Annotated in this window: 23 protein-coding genes and 4 pseudogenes; 22 read left to right on the top strand and 5 right to left on the bottom strand. The window is 44.7% G+C overall.

The window, feature by feature from the left end; translation table 11 throughout:
• Positions 1-55: 55 nt before the first annotated feature.
• From HGD77_RS13300 to HGD77_RS13280, 5 genes and pseudogenes are all read right to left on the bottom strand, one after another.
• Positions 56-817: a globin domain-containing protein gene (locus HGD77_RS13300; protein ID WP_004281516.1), complete on the bottom strand. Its 762-nt coding sequence runs from the start codon at positions 815-817 to the stop codon at positions 56-58.
• A 153-nt stretch (positions 818-970) separates the two neighbouring features.
• Positions 971-1,531: pseudogene (locus tag HGD77_RS13295) on the bottom strand (helicase HerA-like domain-containing protein); the annotation flags it as partial.
• A gap of 53 nt (positions 1,532-1,584) precedes the next feature.
• The gene (locus HGD77_RS13290) at positions 1,585-2,517 is read right to left on the bottom strand and encodes an IS5-like element IS17 family transposase (RefSeq protein ID WP_000743272.1); all 933 of its coding nucleotides are present in this window, start codon (positions 2,515-2,517) and stop codon (positions 1,585-1,587) included.
• Positions 2,517-3,569: pseudogene (locus HGD77_RS13285) on the bottom strand (helicase HerA-like domain-containing protein); the annotation flags it as partial. The gene HGD77_RS13290 and the pseudogene HGD77_RS13285, both read right to left, overlap by 1 nt.
• An 18-nt stretch (positions 3,570-3,587) precedes the next feature.
• Positions 3,588-4,790 carry a PLP-dependent transferase gene (locus tag HGD77_RS13280; protein ID WP_005249895.1) on the bottom strand — a complete coding sequence of 401 codons (1,203 nt, stop codon included), beginning with the start codon at positions 4,788-4,790 and terminating at the stop codon, positions 3,588-3,590.
• A gap of 163 nt (positions 4,791-4,953) precedes the next feature.
• Between HGD77_RS13280 and HGD77_RS13275 the strand changes: the two are divergent.
• The 22 genes and pseudogenes from HGD77_RS13275 to rplO all read left to right on the top strand — a co-directional run bounded on the left by HGD77_RS13275 (position 4,954) and on the right by rplO (position 15,097).
• A pseudogene (locus HGD77_RS13275) lies at positions 4,954-5,687 on the top strand (type 1 glutamine amidotransferase).
• 272 nt (positions 5,688-5,959) lie between these two features.
• On the top strand, positions 5,960-6,271 hold the full coding sequence (gene rpsJ / locus HGD77_RS13270; protein ID WP_000070912.1) for a 30S ribosomal protein S10: 312 nt from the start codon (positions 5,960-5,962) through the stop codon (positions 6,269-6,271).
• A 60-nt stretch (positions 6,272-6,331) separates the two neighbouring features.
• Complete coding sequence (gene rplC, locus HGD77_RS13265) at positions 6,332-6,970, top strand: 50S ribosomal protein L3 (protein WP_004645054.1); 639 nt, start codon at positions 6,332-6,334, stop codon at positions 6,968-6,970.
• A gap of 11 nt (positions 6,971-6,981) precedes the next feature.
• The gene (gene rplD / locus HGD77_RS13260) at positions 6,982-7,584 is read left to right on the top strand and encodes a 50S ribosomal protein L4 (RefSeq protein ID WP_004281511.1); all 603 of its coding nucleotides are present in this window, start codon (positions 6,982-6,984) and stop codon (positions 7,582-7,584) included.
• A complete protein-coding gene (rplW, locus tag HGD77_RS13255) occupies positions 7,581-7,901 on the top strand; it encodes a 50S ribosomal protein L23 (protein WP_004281510.1) in 321 nt (106 codons plus the stop codon). Before rplD ends, rplW begins: the two co-directional genes overlap by 4 nt.
• An 11-nt stretch (positions 7,902-7,912) precedes the next feature.
• The gene (gene rplB, locus HGD77_RS13250) at positions 7,913-8,737 is read left to right on the top strand and encodes a 50S ribosomal protein L2 (protein ID WP_004281509.1); all 825 of its coding nucleotides are present in this window, start codon (positions 7,913-7,915) and stop codon (positions 8,735-8,737) included.
• 19 nt (positions 8,738-8,756) lie between these two features.
• Complete coding sequence (gene rpsS, locus HGD77_RS13245; protein WP_004281508.1) at positions 8,757-9,032, top strand: 30S ribosomal protein S19; 276 nt, start codon at positions 8,757-8,759, stop codon at positions 9,030-9,032.
• An 11-nt stretch (positions 9,033-9,043) separates the two neighbouring features.
• A complete protein-coding gene (gene rplV, locus HGD77_RS13240) occupies positions 9,044-9,373 on the top strand; it encodes a 50S ribosomal protein L22 (RefSeq protein WP_001982638.1) in 330 nt (109 codons plus the stop codon).
• Position 9,374: 1 nt separating this feature from the next.
• Positions 9,375-10,191, top strand: a pseudogene (gene rpsC / locus HGD77_RS13235) (30S ribosomal protein S3).
• Entirely contained in the window at positions 10,131-10,544 is a 414-nt protein-coding gene (gene rplP / locus HGD77_RS13230) for a 50S ribosomal protein L16 (RefSeq protein WP_004281506.1), read from the top strand. Before rpsC ends, rplP begins: the two are co-directional and overlap by 61 nt.
• Positions 10,544-10,741 carry a 50S ribosomal protein L29 gene (rpmC, locus tag HGD77_RS13225; protein WP_004281505.1) on the top strand — a complete coding sequence of 66 codons (198 nt, stop codon included), beginning with the start codon at positions 10,544-10,546 and terminating at the stop codon, positions 10,739-10,741. Before rplP ends, rpmC begins: the two co-directional genes overlap by 1 nt.
• Positions 10,738-10,995 carry a 30S ribosomal protein S17 gene (gene rpsQ, locus HGD77_RS13220; RefSeq protein WP_004281504.1) on the top strand — a complete coding sequence of 86 codons (258 nt, stop codon included), beginning with the start codon at positions 10,738-10,740 and terminating at the stop codon, positions 10,993-10,995. The genes rpmC and rpsQ overlap by 4 nt, the downstream gene beginning before the upstream one ends.
• A 91-nt stretch (positions 10,996-11,086) precedes the next feature.
• Positions 11,087-11,455 carry a 50S ribosomal protein L14 gene (gene rplN, locus HGD77_RS13215; RefSeq protein WP_004281503.1) on the top strand — a complete coding sequence of 123 codons (369 nt, stop codon included), beginning with the start codon at positions 11,087-11,089 and terminating at the stop codon, positions 11,453-11,455.
• Between the two features lie 9 nt (positions 11,456-11,464).
• Positions 11,465-11,782 carry a 50S ribosomal protein L24 gene (gene rplX, locus HGD77_RS13210; protein WP_004281502.1) on the top strand — a complete coding sequence of 106 codons (318 nt, stop codon included), beginning with the start codon at positions 11,465-11,467 and terminating at the stop codon, positions 11,780-11,782.
• A 16-nt stretch (positions 11,783-11,798) separates the two neighbouring features.
• Complete coding sequence (rplE, locus tag HGD77_RS13205) at positions 11,799-12,335, top strand: 50S ribosomal protein L5 (protein ID WP_004645057.1); 537 nt, start codon at positions 11,799-11,801, stop codon at positions 12,333-12,335.
• A gap of 9 nt (positions 12,336-12,344) precedes the next feature.
• Positions 12,345-12,650 (top strand): 30S ribosomal protein S14, encoded by a 306-nt coding sequence (gene rpsN / locus HGD77_RS13200; RefSeq protein WP_004732275.1) that lies wholly within the window; start codon positions 12,345-12,347, stop codon positions 12,648-12,650.
• A gap of 12 nt (positions 12,651-12,662) precedes the next feature.
• A complete protein-coding gene (gene rpsH / locus HGD77_RS13195) occupies positions 12,663-13,058 on the top strand; it encodes a 30S ribosomal protein S8 (RefSeq protein WP_004281499.1) in 396 nt (131 codons plus the stop codon).
• 13 nt (positions 13,059-13,071) lie between these two features.
• On the top strand, positions 13,072-13,605 hold the full coding sequence (gene rplF / locus HGD77_RS13190) for a 50S ribosomal protein L6 (protein WP_004645059.1): 534 nt from the start codon (positions 13,072-13,074) through the stop codon (positions 13,603-13,605).
• Between the two features lie 14 nt (positions 13,606-13,619).
• Positions 13,620-13,970 carry a 50S ribosomal protein L18 gene (gene rplR, locus HGD77_RS13185; RefSeq protein ID WP_004281497.1) on the top strand — a complete coding sequence of 117 codons (351 nt, stop codon included), beginning with the start codon at positions 13,620-13,622 and terminating at the stop codon, positions 13,968-13,970.
• Positions 13,971-13,972: 2 nt separating this feature from the next.
• Entirely contained in the window at positions 13,973-14,470 is a 498-nt protein-coding gene (rpsE, locus tag HGD77_RS13180) for a 30S ribosomal protein S5 (protein ID WP_004281496.1), read from the top strand.
• A gap of 6 nt (positions 14,471-14,476) precedes the next feature.
• On the top strand, positions 14,477-14,653 hold the full coding sequence (rpmD, locus tag HGD77_RS13175) for a 50S ribosomal protein L30 (RefSeq protein WP_004281495.1): 177 nt from the start codon (positions 14,477-14,479) through the stop codon (positions 14,651-14,653).
• A 3-nt stretch (positions 14,654-14,656) separates the two neighbouring features.
• A complete protein-coding gene (gene rplO / locus HGD77_RS13170) occupies positions 14,657-15,097 on the top strand; it encodes a 50S ribosomal protein L15 (RefSeq protein ID WP_004281494.1) in 441 nt (146 codons plus the stop codon).
• Positions 15,098-15,114: the final 17 nt, after the last annotated feature.

Below are 15,114 nucleotides of genomic sequence, written 5' to 3'. Positions count from 1 at the left end.
TCCACGAATGGAGCTTTTAATCAGAATCTGATGCTAGTCTAAACCGTTTTTGCAATTAAAGCTTGAGCGGGGCAGACACTTCAACTACATCACCAACTTTGTAGTGGTCGATCAGTGTCTGTGCAACCGAGAATGCGGTTGGATTTTCTTCCGCTTTCACAGTAATTTGATATTGCTCGTTTTGCGCCTGATCAAAGCTAAACTGTTGTGGTTGACGAATGTGCTGTTCAGGCACCTGTACACGTACTGAAATATGTTCACCGGCTTCAGCACTTGCAATCGCTGCACCATCTTTAGCTTTAAGTGTAAAGATTTTACCTGCGTCGGTATCATTGACTGCTGCTACTTCAAATTCGCGCCAGCCCGCCCAGCCACCATTTTCAGAAGCTAGGGTGGCATATTTAGATTTTTCCACACCAATCAAAATATCTGCCAGTTGCATATACGCTTCTTTCCAGGCTGCAATCAGGTCTGAGTCCATGGGTACATCTAAAACTTCGCTGATCGAGTGCAACAGATTCTCACCGACAATCGCATATTGATCCGGTTGAATATCCAGGCTGACATGTTTAGTGGTAATGCGTTCGATGGCTTTGGCCAAAACGCCCGGATTGGTAATGTTTTCGGCATAGGCAAGTACTGCGGCAGCCAAGGCACGTGGTTGACGGCCAGTACTTTGATGATCCATGTTGAAGGTGTTTTTCAACTCTGGATGGTTTTTCAGCATGCGGTTATAGAAATACGTGGTAAGTGCTACGCCGTTTTCACGTAAAACAGGAACAGTCGCTTGTACAAGTTCAATATGTTGTGGAGTCATGAGAGCCGTCTACAGGTGTTTTTTAAAAGATGTATTTAAATTACATCTTTTAAAATGGCTTTACAATAGCGCATAGTCATAAAACCATAAAAAAATTATGGGATATAAGAATATCCCATAAAAAGTATGATGATGATCGGAAAAGGAGAGGAATTATTTGCGGCCAAACAGCGAACCCAGTAAGCCGCGCACAATTTTCTGCCCAGTACTCCCGCCCAGGCTGCGGGCAGCACTTTTGGCAAAGGTGCCGACAATATCCTGAGTCAGTTTTTCTCGTTGCTTGGCTGCGCGTTCAGCTTCTTTTTGCTGTTCTCGTGCCAGACGTTCCTGTTCTTTAATTTGCTGCTTGGCAAGAGCTGCTTGTTCCTTGCTTTGTTGTTTGGCAAATTCGGCGGCCTGAGCCTGTTGCTGGCGTTCTGCGACCTTGTTTTGCAGCATTTCGTGGGCGCTGTCCCGATCGACTGGCTGCTCATAAATACCGGCGACAATACTTTGCTGCATGAGAGCCTTGCGTTCTTCAAGCGAGATCGGTGTAAAGGATGAATGCGGCGGCATGACCCAGCCACGCTCTACAATTTGTGGAATGCCCTTTTCATCCAGGCAGCTAATTAGAGCCTCACCTACTGCTAACTCGGTAATCACCTGATCGACTTTAAATTCAGGATTGGCTCGGAAAGTCTCTGCTGCGGTTTTCACTGCTTTTTGATCTTTGGGAGGCTTTGTTGCACAAAGATTTGAAATGCAAAGCGCCCCTAATTGAGCCAAATTTAAGGCGTAACTTGGGTAAGTGGTCGACCTAATTCCGTAAATCTGTTAAGGACTGCTACACGTGCATGAATTTCATTCACCTGACTAGGAAAGCTTCTTGCCATTAATTTATCGCCTAATAATTTGATGCAATGCATCTTGGTTTCCACCAAACTGCGGCGATGATAGCCTGACCATTTTTTCCATAATGTCCTGCCTAAACGTTTAACTGTTCGAAGTAATTCATTTCGCTCTAGCGAGCTACTCTTTGTATCTTTCCATGGTTTCGCATTTTTTCTAGGTGGAATCACCGCATGTGCTTGCCGATCTGCAATGACCTGACGGCATTGCTTGGTGTCATAAGCTCCATCGGTATAAACAGAGTCAATCTGCTCATCTTGTGGAATCTGATTAAGTAAATCACCAAGCACCTGTGAATCACTGACATTATTGGTTGTGAGCTGAATAGCGCGTATTTGTAGGGTTTTGGCATCTATACCAATATGTAGTTTACGCCATTGGCGACGATATTCAGCTCCATGTTTCTTGCGTTTCCATTCGCCCTCACCTAGAAACTTCATGCCTGTAGAGTCTACGAGTAGATGCAGCCCATCGCTACTTTTTTGGTAGCTGATTGCAATATCAATATGCTTTTGTCTTCTACAAAGCGTACTGTAATCTGGTGCGGTCCAATTTAATCCGCAAAGTTTAATCAGACTTTGCACAAAGCCAGTGACCATACGTAAAGATAGACGGAATAAGGATTTAATCATTAAGCAGCATTGGATAGCTGCGTCGGAGTAGGTTTGATTTCGCCCTTGTTTGCCTTTTGATGGAGCATACCATTGCGTAGCAGGATCAAACCAAATGGCAATATTTCCGCGACTCATGAGTGCTCGGTTATATGCGGGCCAATTGGTTGTGCGGTAGATTTTGTGTGTAGGCTTCTTCATTTGAAAATTATATCGCTGAAAAAGCCTTTACAGATAGGTTTGTGCAACAAAGCCTCTTTGGGAGTGAAAGCCCGCAAAGCATGTTGAACCCGATTGCCGAGCTGGCCTAAGACACTTTCAGGCAAGTCCAAAGGATTTTGCGTGACAAAATAAATCCCTACACCTTTCGAGCGAATTAGACGCACCACCTGCTCAATTTTTTCTTTCAGGGCAGGGCTGGCATTATCAAACAAGAGATGGGCTTCATCAAAGAAAAACACCAGTTTAGGTTTGTCCAGATCGCCGACTTCGGGAAGCTGTTCAAACAGCTCAGAGAGCATCCAGAGTAAGAACGTGGCATATAGCTTAGGCGTATTCATCAGCTTGTCAGCCGCCAACAAATTGATATTGCCACGTCCTTGACTATCCGTCTGCAAAAAGTCCATCAGATCCAGCGCCGGCTCGCCAAAAAACTGGTCACCGCCTTGGTCAGCCAGTGCTAACAAATTACGTTGAATCGCACCGAGACTGGCGGGTGAAAGATTGCCATATTCAGCTTTAAAGTCAGCCGCATGCTCAGAGACATAACTCAGCATCGCTTTCAGATCTTTAAAGTCGATCAGCAATAAACCCTGATCATCGGCAATCCGAAACACGGCAGATAAAACGCCTTCCTGGGTGTCATTCAGATTCAGTATTTGCGCCAGCAGCAGCGGGCCAATTTCAGAAATGGTAGTGCGAATCGGATGACCCTGTTCGCCAAATAAATCCCAAAACACCACTGGTGAGGCTGCAAAAGGAATGGACTCGATATTGAGACTTTTAATCCGTTCATCAAACTTGGGGCTGCTTTCACCTGCTTTGGCCAGGCTGGACACATCGCCTTTGGCATCGGCGAGGAATACAGGTACACCAATTCGAGAAAAGCTCTCCGCCAATACTTTTAAAGTCACAGTCTTTCCGGTACCAGTGGCACCTGCAATCAAGCCATGTCGATTGGCAAGTTGGGAATGCAGCACAATATCCTGTGTGGTATCCGCAGTTTTTTTAGCAATAACAATTGGTCTACCCATAGCTTTTCCTGTTATTTATTATTCGTTTTTAAGTTTTTTCATTTGTTCTAGTGCATGCTGAATATCTTGAATCAAATCTTCCGGATATTCCAGTCCAATACAGAAACGAACCAGCAAGCCGTCTTTTAAGTGTGAATGTTCCAGCACACGCATGTCTTTTAAGTTATATAGCATGACCAGACTGACAGGGCCACCCCAACTAAAGCCAAGCTTAAACAGTTTTAAGCTATCACAGAAATTCCGGATATCCTGCATTACGTATGTGCTGTCAAAGATCACGCTGACCAGGCCGGCACTATCACCTTGCTTGCAAATTTCTTTCCAGTACTGATGGCCTGCGCTGTCCGGGTCAGCAGGATGCAGCACCTGTACAAACTCGGCTTGCTGTTGAAGCCATGTCATTAATGCCAGTGCACTTTTCGACTGATGTTCATAGCGAAGTTGCATCGAAGCCAGACTGCGTTGTATCTGTGCCACATCATCACCAGAAACACTAATGCCCTGAATGGCATGTGCGCGGAACAGTTTGTGATGCAGGGCCTTATCTCGCGTAACCACCGAGCCCATCAGAATATCACCCCCGCCGCTTGGATATTTGGTCAGTGCATGTACCGTCATATCTACACTTAAATGCTCTTCACTAAAATCAAAGGCATCAAAAGCCAGACCTGCGCCCCAGGTATTATCCAGCGCAGTAAGAATATTGTGTGCCTGAGCTTTTTTCACTAAACCAGCCAGATCCGGAAATTCCAAGGTGACTGAGCCAGCAGCCTCGAGCCAGATCAGTTTGGCTTTATCTGTAGGCTGAAATGTATCAAGCTCTATGGGATTGTAGACCTTAACCGTAATTCCATAACGCTTTTCCAGATTGCGTAAATGTTCCATGTTTGGACCATAGATATTGTCAGCCACCCAAACCTCATCTCCTTGGCTTAAAAAGCAAGAATTCACGAGATTAATCGCGGATAAACCACTCGGTGCGAGCAGGTGATATAAACCACCTTCGAGCTGTGCGATGTTATCGCCCAGCGTAAAGGTCGTAGGCGTGCCATGCGTGCCATAACTATAGTCATAGTCATCGGTCCAATGGCGATTAAACAGGGCATCGGTATTGTTAAAGATAATCGTCGATGCACGATAGAGGGGAGGCTGAATGGTAGAAATCGCTTGAGGAGCCTTTCGTGGTGCATGAATGAGCGCTGTTTGAGGATTTTTTTTCACGTGAATGCTCTCAAATGTAATCAAATATTACTCTAGCTTAAGAGAATCTGTGACTCACTGCCAGTTACGTTGTGAATTGTTTAAAAACAACAAGTCTTATAAAAAGTTGGCTTCATTTTTGCAAAACCTAAATCTATATAGCTAAAAAAATAGGTTGAGGAGCATGAAGTCGTATTTAAAAGTGCATTATTTTCAGCATATTGCTGGTGAAGGTTTTGGTAGTTGTTATGAATTTTTAAAGCAGCATCAGGCGCACATTACAGCGACTGAATTTTTTGCTTTACCCGTGGATCGACCGCTGGAGATCGAGGCGCTGCCTGCAGTGGAAGAGGTGGATTTGCTGATCATTATGGGGGAACCATGAGTGTGAATGATGAAGCAAATTTCCCTTGGTTAAAAATAGAAAAACGCTGGTTGCGTCGCTATCTTTCGCATGGCAAACCGGCAATTGGCCTGTGTCTGGGTGGGCAGTTGATTGCAAATGCTTTGGGTGCAGGTGTTAGTCGCAATCCAGAACAGGAATTGGGGTGGACCACGGTGCACAGAGTGGCGAATCTACCAGAGACGTGTTTTAGCCTGCCGGAGCAGTTTAATATTCTGCAATGGCACAATGAAACATTTGAATTGCCTAAAGGGGCAGTCCATCTGGCAGAAAATGAAGCCTGTCGTAATCAGATGTACCAGTTGGGTAGAAATGTATTGGGCTTCCAGTTTCATCCGGAAATTACCCCAGAAACACTCGAATTGTTTTTAGAAAATGAAGGAGAGCTTGCACAATTTTCAGGAAAATATGTGCAAAATTTATTTGAATTAAAAAAAACCACGAAGCAAAAATTTATTGAAGGAAATCAGATATTAAATCGTGCTATAGAATATGTTTTGGCAAAAACTGCCTAATATTTACACAATAAACTATTGTTTTAAGTCATAAATTGAAAACTTGGATAAAACCATAAAAGAGATTTGCTTATGCATTAAACAATGGCTATAATAAGCGACCCTTCAATAGGAAGGGGGTTAACTGCGAATAAAGTAGTTAACTATCGTTACAGTCGTGGCATCGATCATGACCTTAGTGATATTTCACTGCTCTTGACACTTGCCCACATAAAGTGGGGTGAGATGCGTCAAGAGTGATTCTTTATATATTTGGCTTGGAGTTTACTGGTATGTCTAACCAGAGAATTCGTATCCGTCTTAAGTCTTTTGATCATCGCCTGATTGATCAATCAGCTCAAGAAATCGTAGAAACCGCAAAACGTACTGGCGCACAAGTGTGTGGTCCAATTCCAATGCCAACACGCATTGAACGTTTTAACGTTTTAACATCACCACACGTAAACAAAGACGCGCGTGACCAGTACGAAATCCGTACTTACAAGCGTTTGATCGACATCGTTCAACCTACAGACAAAACTGTAGATGCATTGATGAAGTTAGATCTTGCAGCTGGTGTTGATGTTCAGATCGCATTGGGTTAAGGCTTTCGGGTTAATTAACACTCTAAGTTAATTAGGCCGCTTTTTTAGAGGTTTATGCACATGGCTATTGGTTTAGTCGGTCGCAAGTGCGGTATGACACGTATCTTTACAGATGCTGGTGTTTCTGTGCCTGTTACAGTGATTGAGGTTGATCCTAACCGCATCACTCAAATCAAAACGCTTGAAACTGATGGTTATCAAGCGATTCAAATCACTACTGGTGAACGTCGCGAATCTCGCGTAACTAACGCTCAGAAAGGCCACTTCGCGAAAGCGGGTGTTGCAGCTGGTCGTCTAGTTCAAGAATTCCGTGCTACAGAAGCTGATCTTGAAGGTCGTGAAGTTGGTGGTACGCTTACCGTTGAATTGTTCCAGGTTGGTCAAGTTGTTGACGTAACTGGTCAATCTAAAGGTAAAGGTTTCCAAGGTGGTGTTAAGCGTTGGAACTTCCGTACGCAAGATGCAACTCACGGTAACTCAGTTTCTCACCGTGTTTTAGGTTCTACTGGTCAAAACCAGACTCCTGGTCGCGTATTCAAAGGCAAAAAAATGGCTGGCCATTTAGGTGCTGAACGCGTAACTACACAGGGTCTTGAGATCGTTGCTATCGACACAGAACGTTCAGTTCTAGTTGTTAAAGGCGCGGTTCCTGGTGCTACTGGTGGCGACGTAATCGTTCGTCCTACGATCAAGGCCTGAGGGGAAATAACGTGAATTTAAATACTGTTTCCGGCTCTGCTGTTGAATTATCAGAAGTTGCGTTCGGTCGTGAATTTAATGAAGCTCTTGTTCACCAAGTGGTTACAGCTTATTTAGCTGGTGGCCGTCAAGGTTCAAAAGCTCAGAAATCACGTGCAGACGTTTCTGGCGGTGGTCGCAAGCCATTCCGTCAAAAAGGTACTGGCCGCGCTCGTGCTGGTTCTATTCGTAGCCCAATCTGGGTTGGCGGTGGTAAAACTTTTGCTGCTCGTCCACAAGACTGGTCTCAAAAAGTAAACCGTAAAATGTACCGCGGTGCTATGCAATGCATCCTGGCTGAACTTGTTCGTCAAGATCGCCTAGTTTTAGTTGAAGAGTTTGCTGTTGCGGCTCCAAAAACTAAAGAATTGCTTGCAAAACTTAACGACTTGAATGCGACTCGCGCATTGATCGTTACTGATGCTGTTGATGAGAACCTGTATCTTGCTGCGCGCAACATTCCACACGTTGATGTGGTTGATGCTGCTGCAATCGATCCGGTTAGCTTGATTGCGTTCGACAAAGTTGTTATGTCTGTAGCTGCTGCTAAGAAAATTGAGGTAGAACTCGGATGAACAACGAACGTATCTATCAAGTCCTGCAAGGACCTGTATTCTCAGAAAAAGCACAAGTTTTAGGTGAAACTGCTGGTGTTCAAGTGTTTAAAGTTGCATTAAATGCAAACAAGCTTGAAATCAAAAAAGCAGTGGAACAACTCTTTGGTGTGGAAGTTGTTAAAGTTAACACGACTATCACTAAAGGTAAGTCTAAACGCTTTGGTAAAACATTAGGACGTCGTTCTGATGTTAAAAAAGCATACGTCACCCTGAAAGCTGGCCAAGATGTTGAAATGGCTGACTTGGGCGATACCGCTGAAAGCACAGCGGAATAAGGACGAGAATTATGCCTATTCAAAAATGTAAGCCAACGTCTCCAGGACGTCGCTTTGTAGAGAAAGTGGTTCACGATCACCTTCACAAAGGCGCACCATACTCTCCGTTGGTTGAAGCTAAAAAACGTACTGGCGGCCGTAATAACAACGGTCACATCACGACTCGTCACGTTGGTGGCGGTCACAAGCAGCACTACCGTCTAGTTGACTTTAAACGTAACAAAGATGGTATTCCTGCAACTGTAGAGCGTATCGAATACGATCCTAACCGTACTGCACACATTGCACTTGTATTGTATGCTGACGGTGAGCGTCGTTATATCATCGCTCCTAAAGGCCTTCGCGCTGGCGATAAAGTACAGTCTGGTAACGATGCTCCAATTCGTCCAGGTAACTGCTTGCCGCTTCGCAACATGCCTATCGGTTCTACTCTTCACAACATCGAACTTAAAATCGGTAAAGGCGCGCAGTTAGCTCGTTCAGCTGGTACTTCAGTTCAGCTGTTGGGTCGTGACGGTTCTTACGCTATCGTTCGTCTGCGTTCAGGCGAGATGCGTAAAATTCACGTTGAATGCCGTGCTGTGTTAGGTGAAGTATCTAACTCAGAAAGCAACCTTCGTTCACTAGGTAAAGCTGGTGCATCACGCTGGCGTGGTGTTCGTCCTACCGTTCGTGGTATGGCGATGAACCCAGTTGACCATCCACATGGTGGTGGTGAAGGGCGTAACAAAGGTATTCAACCTGTAAGCCCATGGGGTCAAAAAGCTAAAGGGTACAAGACACGTACCAATAAGCGTACGACTAAGATGATTATTCGCGACCGTCGCGTTAAGTAACAAGTAAAGGAATCTGACAATGCCTCGTTCTCTGAAAAAAGGCCCATTCGTCGATGCGCACTTGTTCGCTAAGGTTGAAGCGGCTATCGCGGCTAATAACCGTAAGCCGATCAAAACTTGGTCGCGTCGTTCGATGATCCTCCCGGATTTTGTTGGTTTAACAATTTCTGTACACAATGGCCGTAACCACGTTCCTGTGATCGTTTCTGAGCACATGGTTGGTCACAAGCTTGGTGAATTTGCACCAACTCGTACCTATCGCGGTCACGGTGTTGACAAGAAATCTAAACGTTAATGGGTGCTATGATGGAAGTAACTGCTAAATTACGCGGTGCCGCTATCTCGGCACAAAAAGCTCGTTTGGTTGCAGATCTTATCCGCGGCAAATCTGTTGCGCACGCTCTTAACATCCTTAACTTCAGCAACAAAAAAGCTGCAGTTCTAGTTAAGAAAGCGTTGGAATCTGCGATTGCAAACGCTGAACACAATAACAGTTTAGATGTAGACGACCTTAAAGTTTCTACGATCTACGTTGATGAAGGCATGAGCCTGAAACGTATTATGCCACGTGCTAAAGGCCGTGCAGATCGTATTACTAAGCGTACTTGTCACATCACCGTTAAGGTAGGGGTTTGATATGGGTCAGAAGGTTCATCCAATCGGTATCCGCCTAGGTGTTGTGAAACGTCATAACGCTAACTGGTATGCGAATCCGAAACAATACGCTGAATACTTGCTTAAAGATCTTCAAGTTCGTGAGTTTTTGATCAAAAAACTTAAAAACGCGATGATCAGCAACATTCTTATCGAACGCCCTACAGGCGCTGCTAAAGTAACTATTAGCACTGCTCGTCCAGGTATCGTAATCGGTAAAAAAGGCGAAGATATTGAGAAACTACAACGCGAATTGACATCTATCATGGGTGTTCCTGCGCAAGTAAGTATCAATGAAATTGATCGTCCAGACTTAGACGCGCGTCTAGTTGCTGAAGCGATCGCTTCTCAATTAGAAAAACGTGTAATGTTCCGTCGTGCTATGAAGCGTGCGGTACAAAACACAATGCGTGCTGGTGCTAAAGGTATCAAAGTAGAAGTTTCAGGCCGTTTAGGTGGTGCTGAGATTGCTCGTACTGAGTGGTATCGTGAAGGTCGTGTACCTCTACATACGCTTCGTGCAGATATCGACTATGCGACTATGCGTGCTGAGACTACTTACGGTACGATCGGTGTTAAAGTTTGGATCTTCCGTGGTGAGATCTTGGGCGGCATGAAACAAGTCATGAACCCAGCTCCAGCTGAAGAACGTCCAGCTAAACGCGGTCGTGGTCGTGGTGAAGGTCAAGAGCGTCGTGGTCGTCGCAATGATCGTTCTGCTGAAAAAGGAGAATAATCCATGTTGCAACCTAAGCGTACTAAATTCCGTAAAGTGCAGAAAGGCCGTAACACTGGTCTAGCACACCGCGGTAGCACAGTATCTTTCGGTACTATTGCACTTAAATCAGTTGAACGTGGTCAAATGACTGCGCGTCAAATTGAAGCAGCGCGTCGTACAATTAGCCGTCGTATTAAGCGTGGTGGTAAGATCTTTATCCGTGTATTCCCGGACAAACCGATTACTTCTAAGCCTCTTGAAGTGCGTATGGGTAAAGGTAAAGGTTCTGTGGAATATTGGGTTTGCCAAATCAAACCAGGTAAAGTCTTGTACGAAATTGATGGTGTTAACGAAGAATTGGCTCGCGAAGCGTTTACGCTTGCAGCAGCTAAACTTCCGTTTAAAACCGCTATCGTGACTCGGACGGTAATGTAATGAAAACTAAAGATCTACGTGAAAAGTCGGTAGAAGAGTTGACAGCTTTGCTTGATGAGCAACAGCTTAACCAATTCCGTCTTCGTATGGCGAAAGCAACTGGTCAATTGGGTAAATCGCATGAAGTTGCACTTACTCGTCAGACTATTGCTCGTATTAAGACCCTCCTTACCGAAAAACAGGGGAACGGACAATGAGTGATAAAACAGTCCGCACGTTAACTGGCAAAGTTGTAAGCGACAAGATGGATAAATCTATCGTTGTTCTTATTGAACGCCAAGTTCAACACCCGTTGTATGGCAAATTAATCCGCCGTTCAACAAAATTACATGCTCATGATGAGAACAACACAGCTAAAGCTGGTGATGTTGTAACCATTAAAGAAAGCCGCCCAATTTCTAAAACTAAGTCTTGGACTCTAGTTGAAGTTGTTGAAGCAGCTGCTGAGTAATTAACGTTCTTGTTGCATCATCGGTCAATTTCGAGTACTCTTTGAGCCTTTCGAAATTTCGACCGGTGTTGCTCGGTTTTGGAGTAGGGCAATGATTCAGACCGAAACTATGCTCGACGTAGCAGACAACAGTGGTGCACGCCGCGTACAATGTATTAAAGTACTTGGTGGCTCGCATCGTCGTTATGCTTCTGTTGGCGACATTATTAAAGTTACTGTAAAAGAAGCAATTCCACGCGCACGTGTTAAAAAAGGTGACGTGATGAATGCGGTTGTGGTTCGTACAAAATTCGGTATCCGTCGTGCAGACGGTTCAGTGATTCGTTTCGACGATAACGCTGCTGTTATTTTGAACAACAACAAAGCGCCGATTGCAACTCGTATTTTCGGACCAGTGACTCGTGAACTTCGTACTGAACAGTTCATGAAAATTATTTCATTGGCTCCTGAAGTTCTATAAGAGGCGATCATGGCTAAGATTAAAAAAGGCGATCAAGTAATTGTGATCGCAGGTAAAGAAAAAGGCAAACAGGGTACTGTTCTGTCTGTTTCTAATGACCGTGTTAAGGTTGAAGGCCTTAACTTGGTGAAGAAGCATCAGAAGCCGAACCGTGCTACAGGCGCTGAAGGTAGCGTTGTAACTCAGGAAGCTTCGCTTCATATTTCAAACGTGGCAGTTTTTAATGCTACAACCCAAAAGGCTGACCGTGTTGGTTACCAAGTGATTGATGGCGTGAAAACTCGCGTATTCAAATCAAATGGTGAATCAGTGGCGGTAGCGAAGTAATAGGTTGATATAGGCCATGGCCAGACTTAAAACACGTTACAACGACGAACTTAAAGCTCAATTACAAGAAGTATTGGGTGTTAAGAATGTGATGGAGATTCCTCGCATCACTAAAATCACGATCAACATGGGTGTTGGCGCAGCTGCTGCTGACAAAAAACTCCTTGATGGTGCTCTTTCAGATATGCAAGCTATCGCTGGTCAAAAACCAGTACTTACGTTAGCTCGTAAATCAATCGCTGGTTTTAAAATCCGTGATGGTTGGCCGATCGGTTGTAAAGTTACTTTACGCGGCGAACGTATGTACGAATTCTTGGACCGTTTGATCTCGATTGCGATCCCTCGTATCCGTGACTTCCGTGGTTTCTCTGCGAAATCATTCGACGGTCGTGGTAACTACTCAATGGGTCTTAAGGAGCAAATCATGTTCCCTGAAATCGATTTTGACAAGATTGATCGTATTCGTGGTATGGATATTACCATTACTACGACTGCTCGCACCGATGACGAAGGCCGTGCGCTTATGCGTGCATTCGGCTTCCCGTTCAAATAAGAGGTCGATATGGCTAAGAAAGGTATGATTAATCGCGAATTGAAACGCGAAGCTACTGTTGCTAAATACGCTGCAAAACGTGCTGAATTAAAAGCTGTTATTGCAAACGTAAATGCATCAGACGAAGAACGTTTCGAAGCGATGATGAAATTACAAGCATTACCACGTAATGCATCTCCAGTACGTCTACGTAACCGTTGTGGTTTAACTGGTCGTCCTCATGGTTACTTCCGTAAGTTCGGTTTAAGCCGTAACAAATTACGTGAAACAGTAATGCAAGGTGATGTACCTGGCGTTGTTAAGGCAAGCTGGTAAGGAGCACTATAGATGAGTATGCAAGATACCGTTGCCGACATGCTAACACGTGTTCGTAACGCACAAATGGCAAAGAAACAAACTGTTTCTATGCCTAATTCTAAGTTGAAGGTAGCAATTGCTAACTTACTTCAACAAGAAGGTTATATTTCAAACGTAGAAGTTGCGGATGCTGAAGGCAAACCAACTCTTACTTTGACTTTAAAGTATTTCGAAGGCAAACCAGTTATCGAAACTGTGAAGCGCGTAAGCCGTCCAGGTCTACGTCAGTATCGCGGTAAAGATGCACTTCCGAGCGTTAAGCAAGGTTTAGGTATTGCAATTGTTTCTACAAGCAAAGGCATCATGACTGATCGCGCTGCACGTGCTGCAGGCGTTGGTGGTGAAGTTATTGCTTTTGTTTCTTAATAGGTGATTCCTCATGTCTCGTGTGGCTAAAGCCCCAGTAACTGTACCTAACGGTGTAACAGTTACTCAGAACGGCCGGCAGGTCGAAGTGAAAGGCACTAAAGGTACATTGTCTTTCAACCTGCATGCGCTGGTCGAGCTTAAACAGGAAGACGGTATTCTAGCTATTGCTCCAGTACAAGAGTCGAAAGACGCTTGGATGCAAGCTGGTACTGCTCGCGCTGTGCTTAACAACCTTGTAAAAGGTGTTAGCGAAGGTTTCGAACGTAAGTTACAGCTTATCGGTGTTGGTTATAAAGCTGCGGTTAAAGGTGACGTTGTTCATCTTAACCTTGGTTTCTCTCACCCGATCGATTATGCACTTCCTGCAGGTGTAACTGCTGAAACTCCAACTGCAACTGAAATCATTCTTAAGTCTGCTGATAAAGCAGCTTTAGGACAGGTTGCTGCAGATATCCGTGGTTACCGTCCACCAGAGCCATATAAAGGCAAAGGTGTTCGTTATTCTGACGAAGTTGTACTTCGTAAAGAAGCTAAGAAGAAATAAGGCGCGAGGTTCTTATGAACGAAAAGAAACAATCCCGTTTGCGTCGTGCGAAAAGCACACGCTTGCACATCCGTGCATTGGGTGCGACTCGTTTGTGTGTAAACCGCACTCCGCGTCACATCTATGCTCAAGTTATCTCTGCAGATGGTGGCAAAGTATTAGCGCAAGCTTCTACTTTAGACGCTACTCTACGTGCGGGTACAACTGGTAACGTTGAAGCAGCTCAAAAAGTAGGTGCTTTAATCGCAGAACGCGCTAAAGCAGCTGGTGTTACTAAAGTTGCATTTGACCGTTCTGGTTTTAAATATCATGGTCGTATCAAAGCCTTGGCTGATGCTGCTCGTGAAAACGGCTTGGAGTTCTAATCATGGCTAAAGTTGAACAAAACGAAGGTCTTGTTGAAAAGCTGGTTGCCGTTGATCGTGTAGCCAAAGTTGTTAAGGGTGGTCGTATCTTCTCTTTCACAGCATTAACTGTTGTGGGTGATGGTAATGGTCGCGTAGGTTTTGGTCGTGGTAAAGCACGTGAAGTTCCAGCTGCTATCTCTAAAGCACTTGAAGCTGCTCGTCGCAATATGATTACTGTTGACCTTGTTGATGGTACGTTACAGCACCCAATTCATGCACGTCACGGCGCTAGCCGCGTATTCATGCAGCCTGCCTCTGAAGGTACAGGTGTAATTGCTGGTGGCGCTATGCGTGCAGTTCTAGAAGCTGTAGGCGTACGTAACGTGTTGACTAAATGCCGTGGTTCTACTAACGCTGCTAACGTAGTAAACGCAACTTTCAATGGTTTGCGTGATATGACTACTCCTGAAAAGGTTGCTGCGAAACGTGGTCTTTCAGTAGAACAAATTCAAGGGTAATCAATCATGAAAACGATTAAAGTTACCCAGACTAAATCTGCATCGCACCGCTTGAAAAATCACAAGCTTAGCCTGCAAGGTTTAGGTCTGCGTCGTATTGGTCATACTGTAGAAGTGTTAGACACACCTTCTAACCGTGGTATGATCAACCAAGTCTACTATATGGTTAGTGTAGAGGAATAAGCCATGACTCTGCGTTTAAATACAATTGCACCTGCAGAAGGTGCTAAACGTGATAACCTTCGTTTAGGCCGTGGTATCGGTTCTGGCGTTGGTAAGACCGGTGGCCGTGGTGTCAAAGGTCAAAACTCACGTAAGAGCGGTGGTACTCGTCCAGGTTTCGAAGGCGGTCAAACAGCACTTTACCGTCGTTTGCCTAAATTCGGCTTCACTAGCCAATTGGCTTTGAAAACTGCTGAAGTACGTTTATCTGAGCTTGCTAAAGTTGAAGGCGACATCGTGTCTCTTGAAACTTTAAAAGCTGCGAACGTTGTACGTAAAGACATGATCCGTGCTCGTATCGTACTTTCTGGTGAAATTACTCGTGCATTCACTGTTCAAGGTGTTGCATTGACTAAAGGCGCTAAAGCTGCTGTTGAAGCTGCTGGCGGCAAAGTCGAGGAGTAATCCCCAGTGTCTATGAC

Source organism: Acinetobacter sp. NEB149 (assembly GCF_012516415.1).
Taxonomy (GTDB): Bacteria; Pseudomonadota; Gammaproteobacteria; order Pseudomonadales; family Moraxellaceae; genus Acinetobacter; species Acinetobacter lwoffii_V.
Note: the sequence above shows the minus strand (reverse complement) of the source record. Positions and strands in the feature narration are given on the sequence as shown.